Below are 16,097 nucleotides of genomic sequence, written 5' to 3' on the forward strand. Positions count from 1 at the left end.
GGCACCGCGGACCCGACACCGCACCCGAAGAGAGCCCGCACCATGACCAGCACCGCCCTCACCCGCCTCACCAGTCCCCATCGGCGGCTCACCCTCGGACTCGAACTGCCCCTGGACAACGACTGGGAAACCGGCCGCCTCGCCGCCGACCGGCAGGCGGGCCGTCCCCTCGGGGTGCCGGACCTGAGCGGCCACGCCGACCTCGCCCGACTCGCCGACCGCCTCGGCTTCAGCGCCCTGTGGCTGCGGGACGTGCCGCTGTACGACCCGCTCGCCTTCGGCGACGCCGGATCCGTCTTCGACGTCTTCGCGTACCTCGGCCACCTCGCCGCGCTCACCGAGCACGTCGTCCTCGGCACCTCCGCCGTCGTGCTGCCGCTGCGCAGCCCCCTGCACGTCGCCAAGGCCGCCGCCACCGTCGACGTGCTCTCCGGGGGACGGCTCGTCCTGGGCCTGGCCAGCGGGGACCGCCCCGTGGAGTACCCACTGTTCGGCGCCGACTTCGACGGCCGCGGGCAGGCCTTCCGCGACGGCGTACGGACCCTGCGCGCGGCCTGGGCCACGCCGGCACCCGGGCTCGGGCTGACCCTGCCCGGCACCGGACTACGGGCCGAGCGCCGGATCGACGTCCTGCCGAAACCCGTGGGCGGCGCGATCCCTGTCGCGGTGGCCGGCAGCGCCCGCCAGAGCCCGGAGTGGATCGCGGAGCACGCCGACGCGAGCCTGAACTACCCGCGCCCGCTCGGCGCCCTGGGGGGCGACGTCCGCCGGTGGCGGGAGCTCACCGGCGGACGGGACAGGCCCTACCTGACGCCCATGCTGCTCGACCTGCTCGCCGACCCCGCGGCCCCGGCCGAGCCGATCCGCCTCGGTCTGCGCACCGGCAGCACCGCCCTCCTCGACCATCTGGCGGCGATGACGGACCTGGGTGTCGCCCATGTCTCCCTCAACCTCCGTCCGGGGGACCGCCCGGTCGCCGAAGTGCTGCACGAACTCGGCGAGGAGGTCCTGCCGCACTTCCCCGGCCGCTGACCCCGCCGCCAGGCACCGGGCCCCGGTCGCGCGGACCGCGGCACCGGCAAGGCGACCGGGTCAGCGGTGCCGGGGGCTGCGGCTCGGCGGTTGCTCCGGGGCAGTACGCGCGGGGAGGGTCGGCACCTTGCGCGTATGCGGGTGGTCGATGCCGATGGTGAACAGGTCGTCGTAGTGCCGCAGCTCCAGCGGCTCCCCCTCCAGCAGGGTGTACGTCGCCGCCGCTCCGGTGATCTCCACCCGCAGCCGCCGTCCCCGCACCTGCACCGTGAAGGCGAGCCGCCGCAGCTTCTCCGGCAGCCGGGGCGCGAAGGCGGCGCAGCCGTTCCGGTACCGCATCCCGCCGAAGCCGCCGACCAGGGCGGCCCACGTGCCGGCGAGGGAGGCGATGTGCAGCCCGTCGCGGGTGTTGTTCTCCAGGTCGTGCAGGTCCATCAGCGCCGCCTCGCCCAGGTAGTCGTAGGCGAGGCGCAGATGGCCGACCTCGGCGGCCATGATCGCCTGCGTCGACGCCGACAGGGACGAGTCCCGCACCGTCAGGGGCTCGTAGTAGGCGAAGTTGCGGGCCTTCTGCTCGTCGTCGAATGCCTGCGGCTGCTTGACCATCGCCAGTACGAGGTCCGCCTGCTTGACCACCTGCCTGCGGTACAGGTCGAAGTAGGGGAAGTGCAGCATCAGCGGGTACTGGTCGGGCTGCGTGGCGGCGAAGTCCCACACCTGGTGCCGGGTGAAGCCCGCCGACTGCTCGTGGACGCCGATCGCGCTGTCGTACGGCACGGTCATGGCCGCGGCAGCGTCCCGCCATGCCGCCGTCTCCTCGTCGTCGACTCCGAGGGCCGCGCCCTCCTTCGTGTGGCGTTCGACGATGTCGGCGGCGGCCCGCAGGTTCGCCTGGGCCATCAGGTTGGTGTACACGTTGTCGTCCGCGATGGCGCTGTACTCGTCGGGCCCGGTGACCCCGTCGATGTGGAAGTTCCCGTGCGGGTCGTGGTGGCCGAGCGAGTGCCACATGCGCGCGGTCTCCACCAGGATCTCCACGCCCGTCTCGCGCTCGAAGTCCACGTCGCCGGTGAGGGAGACGTAGAGGATGACGGCGTCGGCGATGTCCGCGTTGATGTGGAACGCGGCCGTGCCCGCCGGCCAGTAGCCGGAGCCCTCCGAGCCGTCGATGGTGCGCCACGGGAAGGCCGCGCCCTTGAGGCCGAGCTGGTGGGCGCGCTCCCGGGCGGCGGGCAGTGTGGCCTGGCGCCAGCGCAGGGCCTCCGCGACGGACTCCGGAGAGGTCAGGGTGAGCAGCGGCAGGACGAAGGTCTCCGTGTCCCAGAAGGAGTGCCCGTCGTAGCCCGAGCCCGTCAGGCCCTTCGACGGGATCGCCCGCTGCTCGGCGCGCGCGCCCGCCTGCAGGACGTGGAACATGGCGAACCGGACCGCCTGCTGGATCTCGGCGTCGCCGTCGATCTCCACGTCCGCCCGCGACCAGAAGGCGTCGAGGTAGTCGCGCTGCTCGTCGCACAGCCCCTGCCAGCCGGTGCTGCGGGCACCCGCGAGCGCCGCCTCCACCTGGTCGCGCACGGCGGGCAGCGAACGGACCTGGGACCAGCCGTAGGAGACCATCTTCTCCAGGCGCAGCTTCTCCCCGGCCGCCAGGGAGCTGGTGACGGTGAGCCGACTGGTGTCGTCGCCGCTCTCGCTGAAGCTCCGCGTCGACGGCGGCCCCTCCACGGCGTGGTCGGCCGCCACCGCGACCCGCAGACCGGTGACCGACGTGGAGTGCACCAGGCGCAGCCGGTTGTTCAGCGCCTGGTTCTCCTCCGGCTGCAGGGGGGAGTCCAGCACGGCCGAGACCCGGGGGTCTCCCGACGTCCTCGGCAACTGCTCGTTGGCCACCAGCTCGGACTGGACGACCAGCCGCACGTCGTCCACGGCCTCGACCTCGTACACGACCGCGGCGATCGACCGCTGGGTGAGCGAGATCAGACGGGTCGAGGTCACCCGAACGGTGCAGCCCGCCGGCGAGGTCCATTCGCAGGTGCGGCGCAGATGTCCGGCGCGCAGGTCGAGGACGCGTTCGTGCGAGACGAGCCGCCCGTAGCGCACGTCGAAGGGCTCGTCGTTGACGAGCAGCCGGATGATCTTTCCGTTGGTGACGTTGATGACGGTCTGGCCGGCCTCCGGATAGCCGTAGCCCGCCTCCGCGTACGGCAGCGGATGGCGCTCGTGGACACCGTTCAGATAGGAGCCGGGCAGCCCGTGCGGCTCTCCCTCGTCGAGGTTGCCGCGCCAGCCGACGTGGCCGTTGGACAGGGCGAACACCGACTCGCTCTGGGCGAGCACCTCGAGGTCCAGCTCGGTCTCCCGCACGCACCACGGCTCGACCACATAGGAGGAGTGGCTGATCACGCGTCGGCCTCCAGCAGCTCGGCGAGGTCCCGTACGACGATGTCCGCGCCGTGCGCGCGCAGCGCGTCGGCCTGGCCCACCCGGTCCACCCCTACGACGTAGCCGAAGTGCCCGGAGCGGCCGGCGTCCATGCCGGCCAGCGCGTCCTCGAAGACCACCGCGGCCTTCGCCTCCAGGCCGAACTCGCGCGCCGCCTCCAGGAAGGTGTCCGGGTTCGGCTTGCCCGGGAGCTTGCGCTCGGCGGCCACCACGCCGTCGATGCGCACGTCGAAGAGGTCCTCGATGCCGACCGCGACCAGCACGTCGCGGCAGTTGGCGCTGGACGACACCACCGCCGTCCGCAGGCCGGCGGCCCGCACGGCGTTCACGTAGCGGACGGAACCCGGATAGGCCTCGACGCCCTCGGTGCGGATCTTCTCCAGCAGGATCTCGTTCTTGCGGTTGCCCACCCCTTGCACGGTGTCGCGCTCCGGCGGGTCGTCCGCGGAGCCCTCGGGCAGCTCGATGCCCCGGGAGGCCAGGAAGGCCCGCACGCCGTCCGCGCGTGGACGGCCGTCGACGTACTCGTCGTAGTCGGCCACCTTGTCGAAGGGGCGGAAGTCCGCACCCTCCCGGTGCCGCAGGAAGTCGTCGAACACCTCCTTCCAGGCGGCGGCGTGCACGACCGCGGTCTTGGTCAGCACTCCGTCGAGATCGAACAGGCAGGCCCGGATGCCCTCCGGGAGACCGGTCTTCGTCATGCAACGCGCTTCCCCGCAGCAGGCCACCGGCATGCCTTCCACGGCCGCGGACCACCGGGACGCGGGAACAATCCGGGCAAGTGCGTGGTTACACAGCACATGCGGGTGCCGTGAGTGGGCCAGTGACCCCGGGCCTCATCCCTTCGCCCGTGGGGACGATCGTTCGGCTGAAGCCCCACGGAGCCCCTTGCCGGGGGCGACCGCCACCGCGGCCCCGCACATCGAACCGGCGCCGGTCAGGTTTCCCCCGTCCTGGCCGGCGTCTTCGTGTTCACCCGGCGACCGTCTTGACCACGGGCTCCCGGTACGGCAGGAGCGTCTCGGTGACGACGGCGAGCGGACCCCGCGGAGCCGCGCTTCCGCCCTGAAGGGCCGTCACGTAGGCCAGCGCTTCGGCCGGGCCGAGCGCCGGTATCCGTTCCCGCAGCTCGACCATGGCGAACACGCGGCCGCGAGCGGCCGCCGACGCGCGGACCCGGTCGTCCAGCTCGTCCACCGCGGTCCGTACGGGCATCCCGCGGACACGGGCCCGGTACTCCTCCTCCCATCCGCCCATGAGGTAGTCCACCGGACCGATCGTGTGCATGCTGCCGTCGGCGCGATCCACGAGGTAGGGCCCGTTGCCGGCCAGCAGGTGGCGCGAGTCCCCGGTCCTGACGTACTCCGCGGACTGGTAGAGGACGATCCACGCCAGCTCGTGCTCCTCGGCCTCCACCACCGCCATGCGCCCCGGGAAGTGCAGGTCCAGGTGCTCCTGGACCCTCCGGACCGCTTCCTCGCGCTCGATCATGGGGTGAGCATCCCGCGATCGGCCCGGGCCGGGCCAGTCGTCCCATCGTCACGGGTCCCGGCGGGGGCGAGGCCCCGGCCCTCCTCCGCGGCGGCCTTCAGCATGCGAAGTATCTCCTCGTGGCCCCGGCGGAGCCGGGCACTGTCGTAGAAGAGCGAGAGCAGGGGCCCGGAGAGCGACTCCTCGATCGTGACGACCGTCCGGCTGTCGTCGGTGGGCGCCATCCGCATCCGGTCGACCGCCTTCATCCACCCCATCGCCACACCGGTCCAGCACAGCTCCCGCTCGGGCGCCACCACGGCGAAGGAGGACGTGATGGGCGTCCCCCGGAGTTTCCAGCGGAAGCGTGCGTCCGGTTCGACGGCCCCCAGCTCGACGACGCGGGCGTCGGAGCGCCACGTGTCCCAGGCGCGCAGGTCGCTGATCAGCCGCCAGACCTCGGCGACCGGTGCGTCCACGGTGACCGAACTCGTCGAGGCGACCGGTGCGCGCTCGTCCAGCCGGCCCTTCTTGGCGTACTCCTCGTGCAGTTCCCGCAGCGACGGGCCCGCGTAGAACAGCTTCATCATCATCCCCCATGGAGAGCACCGCTTACTGACGAGAGCAATGCTCTCTCTTTCGTGAGGTGCGGTCAAGACCCGTTGGGAGGCATGCGTGGGTTGCCCGTCGGCATCCGGCATTTCCCGGAACGGGGCGGTGTTGGGGGGGGGCGGGGTCAGCGAGGGGTGCTCGTGCCCTGCGGGGGCGTCGTGGGCTCGGCGATCTCCAGGCGCGCGGGCGGCGGTTCCGGCAGCGGGCCGGCGTCGGTGGCGACCAGCCCGTCCAGGGTGAGCGCAAGGTAGCGGCGCCACGCCTGCGGCTGCTCGGGCAGCAGCGGTGCCGCCGTCTGGTGGATCCCGCCGAGCAGCAGGACGACGTCGGTGCCCGTGATGTCGCCGCGCACGGCGCCTCGCTCGCGCGCCCGGGCCGTGAGGGCCTCGGCCGCGTCGCAGAGCAGGGCGATGCGGTCCCGGACCTCGGCGTGCTGCAGTGACGGGCGGCCGATCACCTCGCAGAACGCCCGGTCGGCGGCGAGCACCTCGACGCCGTCGCTCATGAACTCCCGCAGCGCCGCCGCCGAGTCGTCGGCCCCGAGAAGGCGGTCCGCCGAGTCGATGAGCCGGTCGAGCATCTGGAGCATGATCGCCGCGAGGAGGTCCTCCTTCGAGGCGAAGTGCCGGAAGACCGTGCCCTTGGCGAGGCCGGCGCGCTGGGCGATCTCGCCGATCGGCACGTCCACCCCGCGTTCGGCGAACGCCGCCGTCGCCGCCTCGAGCAGCAGGCGTCGATTGCGCACCATGTCCGCCCGCTGGCCCGGAGTGGCCGTCGTCCCGCTCATCCCTGCCTCCTCCCAGGTGTGGAGCCTATCACCAACGTGACCGGGTGGTCAGGTTAGCTGTTACGCTCAACATGACCCAGCGGTCACCTTCTGCCTGGGTCACGTACCGGCACCATCGACTCCTGGAGAACAACATGAGCGGCACCCTCGAAGGCAAGGTCGTCCTCGTCACCGGCGCGTCCTCGGGCATCGGCAGGGCCACGGCCCTCGCCCTGTCGGAGGCCGGCGCCCGGGTCGCGGTCGGGGCCAGGCGGGCCGACCGGCTGAAGGACCTCGTGCGGGACGCCCCCGGCGAGATGCTCGCCCTCGACCTGGACGTCACCGACCAGCAGTCGGTGCAGGACGCGGTGGCGGCGACCGCCGAGCGTTTCGGGGGTCTCGACATCCTGGTCAACAATGCGGGCGTCATGCTCAGCGGCCCGATCCTCGACGCGGACACCACGGAGTGGACGCGCATGGTCGAGACCAACCTGCTCGGCTCGATGTACGCGGTCCACGCCGCACTGCCCCACCTGCTCGAGCGCAAGGGGGCCGTGGTCCAGGTCTCCTCGACCTCGGGGCGCACGGCGACGGCCGCGAGCGGCGCCTACTCGGCCACCAAGTTCGGCGTCACCGCCTTCGCGGAGTCGCTCCGGCAGGAGGTCACCGAGCAGGGCGTCCGGGTCGTCCTCGTGGAACCCGGCTTCGTCTCGACCGAGCTGACCAGCCACATCACGCACCCGGGGATCCGGGCCATGGCGAAGGGCATGGCCGACTCCATGCGGACCCTCCAGCCCGAGGACATCGCCGCGGCCGTCCTGTACGCGGTCACCCAGCCCGACCACGTCGCGGTCAACGAGATCCTGATCCGCCCCACCGACCAGGCCCGCTGACCCCGCCGCCCGCGAGTCCCGCGCGCGAGTCCCGCCCCTGCCGCGGACCGGGCACAGGCAGAGCCGCTTCCCGGGCGGCCCGGTGCGGCCCGGTGCGGCCCGGTGCGGCCCTCCTACGGTTCCAGCGCCTCCAGCATGATGCGCTGCGTCTCGGCGAGGTACGCCTGCGCCGCCGTGCGGGCGGCGGTCGTGTCCCCGCGGATGACCGCCGTGACCAGGGGGTCCAGGCGGGCGGCGGCCTCGGCCGGGTCGCGGAAGGGGGCGACGAGGCGGGCGCGCAGGGGCAGGTAGGCGGCGAAGAGGGTGTTGGTGAGGAGTACGTAGACGCGGTTGCCGGTGGCCCGGGCGAGGGCCCGGTGGACCTCGGCGTCGGCCAGCTGGACGGCGTCGGGTCCGGCGGCCGCGGCGACGGCGTCCAGGAGGGTGCGCAGCCGGGTGCGTTGCGGGGGAGTGGCCTTCGCGGCCGCGCGTTCGGCGATCAACGCGCCGACGCCGGCGCGGACCTCGAAGATGTCGGCCAGCCATTCCGGGTTGTGCCGCACGAGCATGGGCAGCAGGTCCGCGCCGCCCAGGCGCAGGTAGTCGCGGACCCGGGTGCCGACGCCGTGGCGGGTCTCCAGGAGCCCGGCCTGGGTGAGCCGGCCGAAGGCGTGCTTCACCGTGGTGCGGGTGACGCCGTACCCCTCGGCCAGGCGCTGTTCGGGGGGCAGCAGGCTGCCGGCGGGGTGGGTGCCGTCCAGGATGTCCTCCTGCAGGCGGCGTTCCAGTACGTCGACGATGGTCTCGCGGGGCAGTGGCTCCACCGTGGTCGTCCTCTCGAAGCGGTCCGGCCCCAGCCCACCGGGCAGGGGGGCGGCGCGTCAACATACTCAGGCAGTGGATGAGCCACTCATTCAATGAGTCTGTGTGCAACCCCTTGCCCTGATGTCCCGTCAGCGGCATCCTGCGTGGTGCCCAGGCCCCGTACGCCCCGCCCCCACGACCGCCGGAGTCTGCCCATGCCCCGCTTCCGCCGTCCCTCACGCCTGCTCACATCCGCCCTGGCCGCCCTGCTGGCCGCGACCGCGGCCACCGCCGTCGCCACACCGGCCTCCGCGAACGCCCCCGATCCGTACACCGAGCCGCCGTTCGCGGCCGCCTGCGACTGGCACGCGTACGGCGAGGGGGAGACGCCCGACCCCTGGCTGTGGCTCTCCGACCCGGTGTGCGTGGAGTACTCCAAGCGCGACATCACGCTCGACAGCGGCGGCGCCGTTCGCTTCCTGCTCGCCGAACCCGCCCGGTTCGCGCTCGCCCTCCCCGTGTGCCGCTACTACCAGCGCGACCACTGGAGCGTGCAGTCCACCACCGGAGCCGTCCCGTACGTCTCCTGGGACGGCCGCTACTGGTTCGACAAGCGCGGCCGCCGCGCGGCGATGCTCCTGACGAACTTCAAGGTCGGCGGGGTCACCGCGGGAATCGGCGACCTGGTGGCCGCGCTGCGCCCGCACGTGCCCGAACTCGCCGACGTCCTCGAGGCCTACGGCGACGAGGCGGGCGAGACGGGCCTGGCCGTCTCCCTGCCCTTCAGCCTGCTCTGCGCGGGCCGGTGACGATGCCCCCCGCCCCGGACATCGACCGGCGTGCCGTGCTGCGCGGCCTGGCCGCCGCCGTCGCGGCGCTGCCCGCGCTGGGCACGCTGGCGGCGCCCGCCGCCTCCGCCACCTCCGCCACCTCGCTCGGCTCCTGGCCGGTCTCCACCCTCGAGGCCTTCGCCGACACCCTCGTGCCGGGGGAGCGACGTTCGTCCTCCGACCGCGCCATCGCCGGTGCCGCACCAGGCCCCGGAGCCGTCCAGGCCGGCGTGATCGCCCTCCTCACCTCCCCCGAACTCCCGCTGAACCCGCTCCTGCCGGGCATCGCGGCACTGCTGGACGCGCGTGCCACCGTCTACGCGGTCGGCAAGCTCATCCTGCTCCCCATCGACCGCCCGCCCTTCGTCGGCCTCTCCTTCGACCACCGCACGACCCTGGTCGCCAGGCTCTTCCAGGCCGACGACCTCGACCGCGCGATCTGGCAACTCCTCGCCTTCCTCGTCGGCCTGGCTTTCGACACCGCCGCGCACCGCCACACCGCGCAGGCCCTCGCCGAGGGCCACCCCGGCCTGGTCTGGACCGGTTTCCCGCCGCCCGACGCCGACGGCCTGTGGCGTTACCCCGCCCACTCCTACGGCACGGCCCTCGCCGGGCCGCATCCCGCCACCACCCCCTCCGGGAGCCCCGCATGAGCCCCCAGACCACCGATGTCCTCGTCATCGGCAGCGGTTTCGGCGGCGCGATACCCGCCTACCACCTCGCCGCCGCGGGAGCCCGGGTCACCGTCCTCGAACGCGGACCGCGCCTCGCCACCGAGGACTTCACGCACGACCTCGACCTGGGCGCGTACCCCCGCATCGTCGACGTGATCAAGGGCGACGGCATCTCGGTCGTCGCGGGCAACTGCGTGGGCGGCGGCAGCGTCGTCTACTTCGCCGCGTCACTGCGCGCGCCGTCCTTCGTCTTCGACCGGCGCGACGCGGCCGGACGGCGGCTGTGGCCCGCATCCCTCAGCCGCGCCGCCCTCGACCCCTGGTACGAACAGGTCGAGCAGGCCCTGCCCGTGACGAAACTCGACTGGCCCGACGTCTCCTACGCCGGCGGTGTGCTGGCCGCGGCCTGCGACCGCGCCGGGCACACCTGCAACCCGGTGCCCGTCGCCGTCGACCGGGCCCGCTGCACCGACTGCAACTGGATGCTGTCCGGCTGCCGCTTCGGCGCCAAGCGCTCCATGCTGCTCAACTACCTGCCCGCCGCCGAGGCCCACGGCGCCGAGATCCGGCCGCTGCACGAGGTCCAGCTGATCCGCCCGTCCACGGTCCCCGGCTACCGCTACGCCGTCGACCACATCACCCTCGACCCGTCGGACTACACCTGCCCCACCGGAGCGGGCACCCTCCACACCAAGGTCCTGGTGCTGGCGGCGGGCGCCGTCGGCACACCCGTCCTCCTCCAGCGGTCGGCCCTCGCCCTCGGCGGAGTCCCGCCCGCCGTCGGCGGCTACTTCTCCGGCAACGGCGACCGGGTCAGCGTCGCGGAGATGGACGAGGGCAAGGTCCGCTCCCTGCTCGGACTGTCACGCAGCGTGACTGTGGCGTACGAGGCGCTGCACATCGGGATGCCGATCACCGCGGCGTCGTTCGACCGCCTCGACGCGAGCGCCCCGCAGTTCTCCCGCTTCACCCTCCAGCAGATCTACTTCCCGGCCGTCACCAACACCCTCGCCCAGACGGCGGGGCAGCGCTGGTCGGGCGTCGCCAAGAAGCAGATGCGGGCCCGCTGGCGCTCCTGGCTCACCGTGCTCGCCATGACGGAGGACGAGGCCGAGGGCAGCTTCGGCGTGCCGCCCCTCACCGGCAGCTTCACCCGGCTCGCCAACGGGCTGGGCCTGGGCACCATGCGGTTCACGCCGACGTCCGGCACACGGCGCGGCTGGGCCGAGGCCGACGCCCACACCCGGGCGGTGCTGGAGCGGGACGGCCTGGCCACCGTCCGTCCGTGGAGCGAGGACGTGGCGGGCACGGTGACCGCCCACCCCCTCGCCTCCTGCCGGCTCGGCGACTTCGCCGCGATCTCCGCGCTGACCGAACTCAACGAGCTGCGCACTCACCCGGGGCTGTTCGTCACGGACGGCTCGGCCGTCCCCACCTCCCTCACCGTCAACCCCTCCCTGACCATCGCGGCCCTCGCCGAACGCGCCTGCCCCGCCATCGCCGCCCGCTGCGCCCAGTACGGCGCCGCCGTGCGCTACGCCCCGAGCGATCCGCTCACCGGCGCGACCCGCCGGGGCGAGGTCGCGCGGGCGGCACGGGCCGTGGCGGTCCGCGCGGGGGCTTGAGTCTCCCTCAGGGGGAGACGGAAGAGTGGAGGTGTGAACGGCGACGCGCGCTATTCGATCGGAGACCTGGCCCGGCGCACCGGGCTGACGGTCAAGACCATCCGCTTCTACTCGGACCGGGGCATCGTGACGCCGGCCGGCCGCAGTCCGGCCGGCTACCGGCGTTACGACGGCCCGGCCCTGGCCCGGCTGGAGCTTGTGCGGACCCTGCGTGACCTGGGACTCGACCTGGCGACGATCCGACGGGTCGTGGACCGGGAGCTGTCCCTGCCCGAGGTCGCGGCGGCCCACGCCGCGGCCCTGGAGGCGCAGATCCGCACGTCACGGCTGCGGCACGCGGTGCTGACGGTCGTGTCCCGGCGCGGATCCACCCCGGAGGAGACGGAGCTCATGCACGAACTGGCCAGGCTGTCCGCGCAGGAACGCGGCCGGCTCGTCGACGACTTCCTCGACGCCGTGCTCGGCGCGCCGGACGGCCTCGCGGACGATCCCGCGCTCGCGGGCCCGCGCCGCACCCTCACCCCCGTGCTGCCCGACGACCCCCACCCGGAGCAGCTCCAGGCCTGGGTGGAGCTGGCCGAGCTCTCCCGTGACCCCGGATTCAGGGCGGTGATGCGCAGGGCGGCCGAGGAACACGCCGCCGACCGCGCGCGTGCCGGGACCGCGCCGCCGCGCCGCGATGTGGTCGCCTCGGCCGGAGAACGGGCCCTCGCCGCCGTGGCCGCCGGAGTCGACCCCGCCTCCGAGCGAGCACGTCCGGTCGTCGCGGCCGTCGCCGCCGAGTACGCCGACCAGCTCGGCGTCGCGGACGGCGCCGAGCTCCGGCGACGGCTGCTGACCCGTCTGCGGACCGCGTCAGACCCGCGCCGGGAGCGGTACGCCCGGCTGCTCGCTGTGATCAACGGCTGGCCCGCGCCGGTGAGCCGCGGACCCGCCCTGGACTGGGCCGTCCGGGCCCTGGAGGCAGGCCGCATGTGAGCCGACGGCCACCGCGCCGGCCCGCCGGGGCCGAGCCCCGTCAGGTAGCGGGGGGCGATCACCGGCAGTAATTTGGGCGGCGGGTTCGCCCCACAGCCCAGGCCCTGCCGCGACGCGGCCGGGACGGGGCCCGGCCTTTCGGAGGGCGCGATGAGGGTATGCCGATGACTCACCCCTCCGGGCTGTCACGTTACCGGCCTGCCGCGGTCATCGTCCTGCTGCTGGCGGTGGGAGCGGGCCTGTTCGCCGGCTCGTACAGCTTCGCCATGGCGCACCCGACGCCGCATCACGTCCCGATCGGCGTCGTCGACGACTCCCCCCAGTTGCAGAAGTTCGTTGCCGGCATGGACTCGGGCCTGAGCACCGAACTGGTGCAGCGCCGCTTCGCCACGCGCGCGGCCGCCGTCGACGCCGTCGACCGGCAGCATGTGTTCGCCGTGGCGCAGACCAGGGCCGGGGGCGGCACCGTCTCGTTCGACCTGGTACCGGCCGCGGGGGCCTCGGTGGCGCGTGTGCTGGCGGCCGCCGCCCCGGTGGCGGCCTCGCAGGCGGGGGTGCGGCTCAGCCTGGGCGACCTCAGACCGCTGCAGCCCGGCGACCCGCAGGGACTCGCGATCTTCTACATCACGCTGGCCGCGGTCATCGTGGGCTTCCTCGGCGCGGTGCAGCTGACCGTGCACGCGTCGGAGCTGAGACCGCTGGAGCGCTTCGCGACGATCGTCGTGTACTCCGTGCTCGGAAGCCTGTCCATCGTCGCGGTGGTGGACTGGGGGCTGCAGGTGCTGCGGCTGCCCTTCCTCCAGTCCTGGGCGATCCTGACCCTCACGATGGTGACCTCGGGGCTGGTGTTCACGGCGTTCTACATGCTGTTCGGCAAGTGGGCCATCCTGCCGACGTGGTTGCTCATGGTGCTGCTGGGCAATCCGTCCTCGGGCGGGGCGGTCTCCTGGCTGCTCCTGCCCCAGCCGCTGGGGGCCGTCGGCCGCTGGCTGCCGCCGGGGGCGTCGGTGAACGCGCAGCACAACGCGATCTACTTCTCGGGCAACCAGTACGCCTTCCCCTACCTGGTGCTCTTCGGCTGGGCGGTGGCCGCCGCCGCGGTCGCGTGGACCTGGCGGCGCCGCCGGTATCCGCAGCTGTGAACCGCCCGGCGGCGGCCGCTCAGCGGCGGTGCCGCTGGGCCGTCACGATGTCCCGCGTCGCGCGCTCCGCCGAGCCGCTGAGCCGCTGGACGCGGGCCGCGAACACCGGGAACTGCCCGGCGACGGCGGTGAGCAGCCGCAGTTCGGGCGGAGCCACGTTCACCTCGCCGAGGTTGCGCTCGACGGCCCGTACGACCCCCGCCGTGACCTGCCGAGGCGTCACCGTACGGGCACCGGCCGGTGCCTTGGCGCCGGTGTCGGCGAACATGCCCGCGTCCCGGACGAAGCCGGGCTGGACCAGCGACACCCCGACGCCGGTGCCGTGCAGGTCCTCGCGGAAGCCGTGGGCGAAGCCGCGCAGGCCGAACTTGGTCGCGTTGTAGAGGGAGGTGGACCGCGAGGCGGCCTTGCCCGACAGCGATCCGATGAGGACGATGTGGCCCCGCCCGGCCTCGACCATGGCCGGCGCCAGCAGCCGGGCCAGCAGCACCGGTGCTCGCAGGTTCACCATCAGGGCCCGGTCGAGCTCGTCGGGGGCGTAGTCCAGCAGGTCGCCGCTGCTCGGCAGGGCGGCGTTCGCCACGAGGACGTCGACGCCCGCGCACTCGGCGGCCAGCCTCTCCACGTCGGACCGGACCGCGAGGTCGGCGGGGACGGTCCTCGCGTCCAGGCTCCTCGCCAGCGGTTCGAGGACGTCGGCTCGGCGCCCGCTGAGGGTCAACCGTGCACCGCTGGCCGCGAGTTCGCGAGCCATGTCCTGGCCGAGCCCGCCCGTGGCGCCCGTGAGCAGAACAGTTGCACCGGCGATCCGCATCGGTCTAACCTCCCGACTTGTTCGTTCGAACGAACAATAGGGAGAGGGGGCGGCCGTGTCCACTGCCCGAACCGAGGGGCTGGCGGCGCAGGCGCGTGCGCTGCGCGAAGGCGATGTCACCGCCGCGGAACTGGTCCGCAGGACGCTCGAACGCGTCGACGCCACCCAGCCGACCGTCAACGCCTTCCGGCGCGTCCGCGCCGAGGCGGCCCTGGCGGAGGCCGAGGAGGCCGACCGGAGGCTGGAGCGCGGCGAGCGGCTGCCGCTGCTCGGCGTCCCCGTCGCGATCAAGGACGACACGGACCTGGCGGGCGAACCCACCGCGTTCGGCTGCGCGGGGGAGTTCCCGGCCAAGCCCCGGGACGCGGAGGCGGTACGGCGCCTGCGCGCGGCCGGCGCGATCGTCGTCGGCAAGACCAACACCTGCGAGCTGGGCCAGTGGCCGTTCACCGAGGGGCCCGCCTTTGGTGCCACCCGCAACCCGTGGGACCTCGGGCACACGCCCGGGGGTTCCTCCGGCGGTGCCGCGGCGGCGGTGGCGGCGGGAGTGGTCGCCGCGGCGCTCGGCTCGGACGGGGCGGGCTCGGTCCGCATCCCCGCGGCGTGGACGCGGCTGGTGGGCATCAAGCCGCAGCGCGGCCGGGTCTCCACCTGGCCGGACGCCGAGTCCTTCCACGGCCTGACCGTCAACGGCCCGCTCGCGCGCACCGTGGGCGACGCCGCGCTGCTGCTGGACGCCGCCGCCGGGCAGCACCCGGGCGACGTCCACCGGCCCCCGGGCATCGACGCCGTGGAGGCGGCCGGACGCGAACCGGGCCGGCTGCGGATCGCGGTGTCCTGGCGGCCCCCGTTCGTCGCCGCCCGCGCACCGCTCCATCCCGCCGTACGCCGCGCGGTGGGCGACCTGGCCGACGCCCTCGCCCGGCTGGGCCACGAGGTGGAGGAGGCCGAGCCGCGTTACGGCCTGATCGGGCTGAGCTTCCTGCCCCGCGCGTTCGCCGGCATCAGCCAGTGGAGCGACCGCGTCCCGGACCGTACGCTTCTCGACCCCCGCACCCTGGCCGCCTCGCGGAACGGGCGCCTGCTCGCCGGGGCCGCCCTGCGCCGGGCCCGCCGGGCGGAGGGCGGTCAGCACCGCCGGATAGGGGAGCTGTTCTCGCGCTTCGACGTGCTGCTCACCCCCGCCACCGCCACCCCGCCCCCGGCCGTCGGGGCCATGACCGGGCTGTCCGGCCGGCGGACCGACCAGGAGGTGATCGCGGCCTGCCCGTACGCCTGGCCCTGGAACGTGCTCGGCTGGCCGGGCATCAGCGTCCCGGCGGGCTTCGGCGACGGACTGCCGGTCGGCGCCCAGCTCCTCGGGCCGGCCCACAGCGAGCCCCTGCTGATCTCGCTCGCCGCGCAGTTGGAGAGCGATCAGCGCTGGTACGAGCAGCGCGCCCCGGCCGCGGTGACAGAATGACGGACATGCCCAACCCCGCCGGCACCCGCCAGAACATCATCAGCGCCGTCCTGCGGATCATCGGTCAGGACGGTGTCGCCGCGGTCACCAACCGGCGTATCGCCCAGGAGGCCGGGGTGTCCCTCGGCTCGGTGACCTACCACTTCGCCACGCAGCACGACCTGTTGCGGGAGAGCCTGCTGCACTTCGTGGAGGAGGAGACCGGCCGCTTCACCGAACTGGCCGCTCGGGGCCGGCAGGAGGGCATCGACCTCAAGGGCGCCGCCGCGCTGGTCGGGCAGGTCGCCGAGGGGGCCGGTTTCGACAGCACGCACCTCGCGCCCTTCGAGCTGTACGTCCAGGCAGGCCGCGACCCCGCGCTGCGGGAGGCCGCGGCCGAGTGCTTCGCCGCGTACGACCGCCTCGCCGCGTCCGTCCTGACCGCCCTCGGTGTGCCGGACGCCGAGGAGGCCGCCTCGACGGTCGTGGCCCTGGTGTTCGGCATGCAGATGCGCCGTCTGGCCACCGGCAGCTCCGCCGAGAGCCTGGTCGACGCGCTGCTCCTGCTGGCGAGGGGCGCCTCGGGCGCCCGCTGAGG

General features: G+C 73.7%; 16 protein-coding genes. 9 read left to right on the forward strand and 7 right to left on the reverse strand.

Annotation, left to right across the window (positions count from 1 at the left end; genetic code table 11):
• The first annotated feature begins 42 nt into the window (after positions 1 to 42).
• Complete coding sequence (locus PV342_RS00735; protein WP_500315557.1) at positions 43 to 1,032, forward strand: LLM class oxidoreductase; 990 nt, start codon at positions 43 to 45, stop codon at positions 1,030 to 1,032.
• A gap of 60 nt (positions 1,033 to 1,092) precedes the next feature.
• On the opposite strand, the gene PV342_RS00740 is transcribed toward PV342_RS00735, so the two are convergent.
• The 5 genes from PV342_RS00740 to PV342_RS00760 form a co-directional block, all read right to left on the reverse strand.
• Positions 1,093 to 3,432: a glycoside hydrolase family 65 protein gene (locus PV342_RS00740; RefSeq protein ID WP_400797145.1), complete on the reverse strand. Its 2,340-nt coding sequence runs from the start codon at positions 3,430 to 3,432 to the stop codon at positions 1,093 to 1,095.
• Positions 3,429 to 4,172 (reverse strand): HAD family hydrolase, encoded by a 744-nt coding sequence (locus PV342_RS00745; RefSeq protein ID WP_391579781.1) that lies wholly within the window; start codon positions 4,170 to 4,172, stop codon positions 3,429 to 3,431. The genes PV342_RS00740 and PV342_RS00745 overlap by 4 nt, the downstream gene beginning before the upstream one ends.
• 271 nt (positions 4,173 to 4,443) lie before the next feature.
• Positions 4,444 to 4,962 carry a YrhB domain-containing protein gene (locus tag PV342_RS00750; RefSeq protein ID WP_386993853.1) on the reverse strand — a complete coding sequence of 173 codons (519 nt, stop codon included), beginning with the start codon at positions 4,960 to 4,962 and terminating at the stop codon, positions 4,444 to 4,446.
• Positions 4,959 to 5,534: an SRPBCC family protein gene (locus PV342_RS00755; protein ID WP_500315558.1), complete on the reverse strand. Its 576-nt coding sequence runs from the start codon at positions 5,532 to 5,534 to the stop codon at positions 4,959 to 4,961. The genes PV342_RS00750 and PV342_RS00755 overlap by 4 nt, the downstream gene beginning before the upstream one ends.
• 143 nt (positions 5,535 to 5,677) lie before the next feature.
• On the reverse strand, positions 5,678 to 6,340 hold the full coding sequence (locus PV342_RS00760; protein WP_360999440.1) for a TetR/AcrR family transcriptional regulator: 663 nt from the start codon (positions 6,338 to 6,340) through the stop codon (positions 5,678 to 5,680).
• A gap of 71 nt (positions 6,341 to 6,411) precedes the next feature.
• Here PV342_RS00760 and PV342_RS00765 point away from each other — a divergent pair, with 71 nt between their 5' ends.
• Complete coding sequence (locus tag PV342_RS00765) at positions 6,412 to 7,212, forward strand: SDR family NAD(P)-dependent oxidoreductase (RefSeq protein WP_500315559.1); 801 nt, start codon at positions 6,412 to 6,414, stop codon at positions 7,210 to 7,212.
• A 113-nt stretch (positions 7,213 to 7,325) separates the two neighbouring features.
• On the opposite strand, the gene PV342_RS00770 is transcribed toward PV342_RS00765, so the two are convergent.
• A complete protein-coding gene (locus PV342_RS00770; RefSeq protein WP_500315560.1) occupies positions 7,326 to 8,015 on the reverse strand; it encodes a FadR/GntR family transcriptional regulator in 690 nt (229 codons plus the stop codon).
• 195 nt (positions 8,016 to 8,210) lie between these two features.
• On the opposite strand from PV342_RS00770, the gene PV342_RS00775 reads away from it, so the two are divergent.
• From PV342_RS00775 to PV342_RS00795, 5 genes are all read left to right on the forward strand, one after another.
• The gene (locus PV342_RS00775; protein ID WP_500315561.1) at positions 8,211 to 8,804 is read left to right on the forward strand and encodes a hypothetical protein; all 594 of its coding nucleotides are present in this window, start codon (positions 8,211 to 8,213) and stop codon (positions 8,802 to 8,804) included.
• A 2-nt stretch (positions 8,805 to 8,806) separates the two neighbouring features.
• Positions 8,807 to 9,478 carry a DUF5987 family protein gene (locus PV342_RS00780; protein WP_500315678.1) on the forward strand — a complete coding sequence of 224 codons (672 nt, stop codon included), beginning with the start codon at positions 8,807 to 8,809 and terminating at the stop codon, positions 9,476 to 9,478.
• Complete coding sequence (locus PV342_RS00785; RefSeq protein WP_500315562.1) at positions 9,475 to 11,124, forward strand: FAD-dependent oxidoreductase; 1,650 nt, start codon at positions 9,475 to 9,477, stop codon at positions 11,122 to 11,124. Before PV342_RS00780 ends, PV342_RS00785 begins: the two co-directional genes overlap by 4 nt.
• Positions 11,125 to 11,157: 33 nt before the next feature.
• The gene (locus PV342_RS00790; RefSeq protein ID WP_500315563.1) at positions 11,158 to 12,102 is read left to right on the forward strand and encodes a MerR family transcriptional regulator; all 945 of its coding nucleotides are present in this window, start codon (positions 11,158 to 11,160) and stop codon (positions 12,100 to 12,102) included.
• A 164-nt stretch (positions 12,103 to 12,266) separates the two neighbouring features.
• The gene (locus PV342_RS00795; protein ID WP_386993844.1) at positions 12,267 to 13,244 is read left to right on the forward strand and encodes an ABC transporter permease; all 978 of its coding nucleotides are present in this window, start codon (positions 12,267 to 12,269) and stop codon (positions 13,242 to 13,244) included.
• 19 nt (positions 13,245 to 13,263) lie between these two features.
• Here the strand turns inward: PV342_RS00795 and PV342_RS00800 are convergent, their stop codons facing one another.
• A complete protein-coding gene (locus tag PV342_RS00800) occupies positions 13,264 to 14,058 on the reverse strand; it encodes an SDR family NAD(P)-dependent oxidoreductase (protein ID WP_500315564.1) in 795 nt (264 codons plus the stop codon).
• Positions 14,059 to 14,113: 55 nt separating this feature from the next.
• On the opposite strand from PV342_RS00800, the gene PV342_RS00805 reads away from it, so the two are divergent.
• Both PV342_RS00805 and PV342_RS00810 read left to right on the forward strand, forming a co-directional pair.
• Positions 14,114 to 15,520, forward strand: coding sequence for an amidase (locus PV342_RS00805; protein ID WP_392606595.1), 1,407 nt, complete (start codon positions 14,114 to 14,116; stop codon positions 15,518 to 15,520).
• A 5-nt stretch (positions 15,521 to 15,525) separates the two neighbouring features.
• A complete protein-coding gene (locus PV342_RS00810) occupies positions 15,526 to 16,095 on the forward strand; it encodes a TetR/AcrR family transcriptional regulator (RefSeq protein ID WP_018563802.1) in 570 nt (189 codons plus the stop codon).
• Positions 16,096 to 16,097 lie beyond the last annotated feature (2 nt).

It is taken from the genome of Streptomyces sp. PA03-3a (assembly GCF_033792735.1).
Classification (GTDB): Bacteria; Actinomycetota; Actinomycetes; order Streptomycetales; family Streptomycetaceae; genus Actinacidiphila.